Below are 5,289 nucleotides of genomic sequence, written 5' to 3' on the forward strand. Positions count from 1 at the left end.
CCTGCGCAAGGGCCAGACGCTGATCAGCTTTTTCTGGCCGGCCCAGAACGAGGCGCTGTTGCAGCGCTGCAAGGACCGGGGCGCCAACGTCATCGCGATGGACATGGTGCCGCGCATTTCCCGTGCCCAGAAGATGGACGCGCTGTCTTCGATGGCGAATATCGCGGGTTATCGCGCGGTGATCGAGGCGGGTAACAATTTCGGCCGCTTCTTCACCGGCCAGGTGACCGCCGCGGGCAAGGTGCCTCCGGCCAAGGTGCTGATCGTCGGGGCCGGTGTTGCTGGCCTTGCCGCGATCGGCACGGCGACCTCTCTGGGGGCCATCGTCTATGCCTTCGACGTGCGCCCCGAAGTCGCCGAGCAGGTCGAATCGATGGGCGCCGAGTTCGTCTACCTCGATTTCGAGGACGCCACCCAGGACGGTGCCGCCACCGGTGGCTACGCCGCGCCATCGAGCCCCGAGTTCCGGGAAAAGCAGCTGGAAAAGTTCCGCGAGCTTGCCCCCGACATGGACATCGTCATCACCACCGCGCTGATCCCCGGCCGTCCCGCGCCCAGGCTCTGGACCGAGGACATGGTCGCGGCGATGAAGCCCGGCTCGGTCGTGATCGACTTGGCCGCCGAAAAGGGCGGCAACTGCGACCTGACGGTGGCCGACAAGAAGATCGTGTCCGGCAACGGCGTCACCATCGTCGGCTATACCGACTTCCCCAGCCGGATGGCGACGCAATCCTCGACGCTTTATTCCAACAATATCCGCCACATGATGACCGACCTGACGCCCGGCAAGGACGGCAAGGTCGTGCACAACATGGAGGATGACGTGATCCGTGGGGCGACGGTGACCCATGAGGGCGAGATCACTTTCCCGCCGCCGCCGCCCAAGGTGAAGGCGATTGCCGCCGCGCCGAAGAAGGAAAAGCCCAAGGAACTGACGCCCGAGGAGAAACGGGCCAAGGAAGTGGCCGCGTTCAGGAAGCAGACGCTGACCCAGGTCGGCCTGCTGGCCGGGGGCGGTGCGCTGCTGCTGGCCGTGGGCCTGGTGGCGCCCGCGAGCTTCATGCAGCATTTCATTGTCTTCGTGCTGGCGGTCTTCGTCGGCTTCCAGGTGATCTGGAACGTCTCGCACTCGCTGCACACGCCGCTGATGGCGATCACAAACGCGATCTCGTCGATCATCATCCTGGGCGCGCTGATGCAGATCGGATCGGGTTCCTATCTGGTGATCCTGCTGTCGGTCCTCGCGATCTTCATGGCGTCGATCAACATCTTCGGTGGCTTCCTCGTGACGCGGCGCATGCTCGCCATGTTCCAGAAATCGTAAAGAGGGGTGGGGACAATGGATTTCGGCTTCACGACAGCGGCCTATGTGGTCGCGGCGGTCCTCTTCATCCTCGCGCTGGGCGGGCTGAGCGGACAGGAAAGCGCCAAGCGCGCGATCTGGTACGGCATCGTCGGCATGGCCATCGCGGTCATCTCGACGCTGGTCGGGCCGGGGCAGGGGCTTTGGCTGATGTCACTGATCCTTATCGCGGGCGGCGCGGCGCTCGGCTACCAACTGGCCACCAGGGTTCAGATGACCCAGATGCCCGAGCTTGTGGCGATCATGCACTCTCTGGTCGGCCTTGCGGCGGTCTTCGTCGGCTTCAACGCCGATTTCGAGACGACACGCGTTCTGGCGATGACCGACGAGGGCCGCGCGGCGCTCGCGAATGGCTTCGCCGCGATCGTGGCCAGGAAGACGCCCGTCGAGATCAACATCCTGCGCGTCGAACTGGTGCTGGGGATCTGGATCGGGGCGGTGACCTTCACCGGGTCGGTCGTTGCCTATGGCAAGCTGGCGGGCAAGGTGAACACGGCGGCCAAGAAACTGCCCGGCGGGCATCTGCTGAACGCCACCGCGGCGATCCTGTCGGTGGTGACGGCGGTCTGGTACTTCCAGGGCGGCGGTTTCCTGGCGCTGTTCCTGATGACGCTTCTGGCGCTGTTCATCGGCTATCACCTGATCATGGGCATCGGCGGTGCCGACATGCCGGTGGTTGTCTCGATGCTCAACTCCTATTCGGGCTGGGCGGCGGCGGCGATCGGCTTCAGCCTGGGCAATGACCTGCTGATCGTCGTGGGCGCGCTGGTCGGCTCGTCGGGGGCGATCCTGTCCTACATCATGTGCCGCGCGATGAACCGGCATTTCGTCAGCGTGATCCTGGGCGGTTTCGGCGGCACGGGCGGGCCCGCGGCGGCGGTCGAGGGCGAGATGATCGCCATCGACGCCGAGGGCGTGGCCGCGGCGCTGGACGACGCCGACAGCGTCATCATCGTGCCGGGCTATGGCATGGCCGTGGCGCAGGCGCAGAACGCGGTGTCGGCTCTGACGGAACACCTGCGCAACCAGGGCAAGACCGTGCGCTTTGCCATTCACCCGGTCGCGGGCCGTCTGCCCGGGCACATGAACGTACTGCTGGCCGAGGCCAAGGTGCCCTATGACATCGTGCTGGAGATGGACGAGATCAACGAGGACTTCCCCTCGACCGACGTGGTCATCGTGATCGGCTCGAACGACATCGTGAACCCGGCGGCGCAGGACGATCCGAACTCTCCCATCGCAGGGATGCCGGTGCTGGAAGTCTGGAAGGCCAAGCAGGTCTTCGTCTCGAAACGCGGTCAGGGCACGGGCTATTCAGGCATCGAGAACCCGCTCTTCTACAAGGAGAACACGCGGATGTTCTATGGCGACGCCAAGGACAGCCTGGACAAGTTGCTGGCGCAGTTGCGCTGAATGCGCCACAGCGCGCTCCGGACGCCCCGCCCGGTTGGCGGGGCGTTTATCATTGTCGCCGAGCTTGCCAATTGAGCGCCTTCGGCGCAAGCCTGCTTGCACTTCGTGCGGTTATGGGTATTTGAACCAAGAAGAAGAGCCAGGCAAAGCGGTCCTTTCCCGGCGCAAGGCCCTGCCATGTCCTCGGGGCGCGTCGCTGTCACGTTTACAATCCCCATCCATGCGCTAGAGCTTGGTTGAGCCCCGAGTCAGCCGAGAGCCCGCCATGGCCCCCATCGAAGACCACCCGCTGCGCTACATGCTGACGAACGAGCTGCATGCGCGGCCCTTTCCGTCACTGCAGCCGCCCTGCCACGCGGCCTTCCTCGCAATCAAGCAACCCAGGGACGCGATCAGCCGCGACCGGGACGCGGACCGGACCCATCTGATCGATCTGCTCGACCGGTTCGGCGCCCAGCATCCAAAGCCGGGCGACACGCATTTCTTCGGGCCGATGGGTCGCTACAAGATCAAGTGGGAAAGCCACGCGGAATTCGTGACCTACACGATCTTCGCCCCCGGCGTGGCCGAGCGGCCCTTCGACCCCGCGGCGTGGGAAGTGTTTTCCGAGGACTGGCTGGAAAAGGCGCCGGGCGCGCGGCTGACTTCGGCTCTGATCCGGGTCGAACAGTTGCGCGAGGGGCGTGACGATATCGACGATCGGTTGTCGGACTGGTTCGTGGCCGAAAGCCTTTGTGCCTCGTCGATCCTCGACGATGCCGGAATCGTGGCGACCGATTTCCGGATCGACCCGGGTGGGCACATGCGGTTCGCGGTCTTTGCGCGGCCGGGCACGGGCGAGCGGCGGGTCGGCCGGATCGTGCAGCGGTTGACCGAGATCGAGACCTACAAGGCGATGTCGATGCTGGGTCTGCCGCGCGCGCGGCAATTGTCCGCCCGTCTGGCCGAACTCGACCCGCAACTGACCGAACTCGTGGGCGAGATGCGCGAGGGCTACCGTCAGCCCGAGGAGACGCTGCGCAACCTTCTGGCGGTTTCGGCGGAACTGGAAAGTCTGCTGGCGCAGACCGCGTTCCGGTTCTCGGCCACCACTGCCTACGAGGCGCTTGTAAACCAGCGCATCGAGGTGCTGCGAGAGGAACGGTTCGGCTATCGCCAGACATTCCGCGAATTCATGATGCGCCGCTACGAACCCTCGATGCGCACCGTCAAGGCGACCGAGGCGCAGCTGAACAACATGACAAGGCGCGCGGTGCGGGCGGCGAACCTGCTGCGGACGCAGGTCGACGTGGAGCGCTCGGCGCAGAACCAGAAGCTTCTGGAAAGCATGGACAAGCGGGCAGACCTGCAACTGCGCCTGCAACGTACGGTCGAGGGGCTTTCGGTGGTGGCGATCAGCTATTACGCCGTCAGTCTTGTGTCCTACATGGTCTATCCGCTGGCCGATGCGCTGGAGGTCTCGACCGGGCTTCTGACAGCCCTGCTCACGCCCCTTGTCGTTGCGGGCGTGTGGGCGATGGTGCGTTCGATCCGTCGCGGGATGGAGCGCTGAGCGCGGCCTCGGTCGCGCGCGCATCCAGGGCGATGGTGCCCAGCGCCAGAAAGGCCGAGAGGCCAAGCGTGGGCAGGCCCGCGAGCCCCGCGCCGATCGTGCAGTCGCCCGCAAGCACGCCGCCCACGCCCATCAGCGCCGCGCCCGCAAGATGGCGGCCGGTCTGGGCCGGTCCCGTGAAGCTTTGCCAGCGGAAGCGGCCCGCGACCAGCGATGCCACCAGCGCACCGGCCAGCACGCCACCTATCAGCCCGACACCAAAGCCGGGCGCAACAGCGGTCGCGGCGACTGACCAGACCAGCGCCCCGCCCGGCAGCGCGGCAAGACCCCACCACCCACGGGCAGCGTCACCGCGCCCAGGCCCGTGCGCAGGGGCGCAAGGACGCCCATCAACGTCGTATGGGCCATGATCGCCACGATCACCGGCACCAGTGCCGTGCGCAGGTTGCCGGTGCCGCTCAGCACCGTCAGCCGCCCGATGCAGCCCCGCGTCAGCACCATGCCCGCCCCGAAAATCAGCCCGCCCGCAAGGATCGCCAGCACCGGCAGGTCGAGGGAAAGGAAGCGGTGGCCGTCAAAAGAGATCAGCCCGGCCGCGACGGCCCCCTGCGTGGCAATGATCGCGGCGGCAAGGGCGATCATCCAGACGCCCAGAGCGGGGCGCCGCGTCTCGGCCGGGCCGGCGACGGCACGGCGGAAGCAGAAGCCCGTGACCTCGGCCAGCACGCCGAAGATCAACCCCAGCGCGAGGCCGAGGAACAGGGCCGCCTGCGGGGCGGTGAGGGTCTCGAAGCCGAAGGTCTCGAACATGGCAGCTACTCCGGAAGGGCAAGAACGCAGATGCGCCGGCCGGTCGCGTCGATCAAGCCTGGGCGTCGGCCCTGCGCCGCGCGGGGCCGGAACGCTGTTCGTGCCCGCGGGCCCGGCGGGGAAGGGCGGTCGCGGGGCGGGGCCGCGCGAC

The 5,289-nt window shown here is 66.6% G+C and carries 3 protein-coding genes and 1 pseudogene; 3 read left to right on the forward strand and 1 reads right to left on the reverse strand.

Annotation, left to right across the window (positions count from 1 at the left end):
- From ENN83_RS15345 to ENN83_RS15355, 3 genes are all read left to right on the forward strand, one after another.
- Positions 1 to 1,324: Re/Si-specific NAD(P)(+) transhydrogenase subunit alpha (locus ENN83_RS15345; RefSeq protein WP_287188483.1), on the forward strand; the 1,324-nt coding region annotated here is incomplete at its 5' end.
- A 15-nt stretch (positions 1,325 to 1,339) separates the two neighbouring features.
- The gene (locus ENN83_RS15350; protein ID WP_287188486.1) at positions 1,340 to 2,776 is read left to right on the forward strand and encodes an NAD(P)(+) transhydrogenase (Re/Si-specific) subunit beta; all 1,437 of its coding nucleotides are present in this window, start codon (positions 1,340 to 1,342) and stop codon (positions 2,774 to 2,776) included.
- 265 nt (positions 2,777 to 3,041) lie between these two features.
- Positions 3,042 to 4,328: a DUF3422 family protein gene (locus ENN83_RS15355; protein WP_287188489.1), complete on the forward strand. Its 1,287-nt coding sequence runs from the start codon at positions 3,042 to 3,044 to the stop codon at positions 4,326 to 4,328.
- On the opposite strand, the pseudogene ENN83_RS15360 reads toward ENN83_RS15355, so the two are convergent.
- Positions 4,261 to 5,138: pseudogene (locus ENN83_RS15360) on the reverse strand (YeeE/YedE thiosulfate transporter family protein). The gene ENN83_RS15355 and the pseudogene ENN83_RS15360 overlap by 68 nt on opposite strands.
- Positions 5,139 to 5,289: the final 151 nt, after the last annotated feature.

Source organism: Rhodovulum sp. (assembly GCF_011048875.1).
Taxonomy (GTDB): domain Bacteria; phylum Pseudomonadota; class Alphaproteobacteria; order Rhodobacterales; family Rhodobacteraceae; genus Rhodovulum; species Rhodovulum tesquicola.

Bases quoted from the DNA above. Each gene is read 5' to 3' on its own strand.
- ENN83_RS15350 (WP_287188486.1), top strand. From the start codon at position 1,340: ATGGATTTCGGCTTCACGACAGCGGCCTATGTGGTCGCGGCGGTCCTC.
- ENN83_RS15355 (WP_287188489.1), top strand. From the start codon at position 3,042: ATGGCCCCCATCGAAGACCACCCGCTGCGCTACATGCTGACGAACGAG.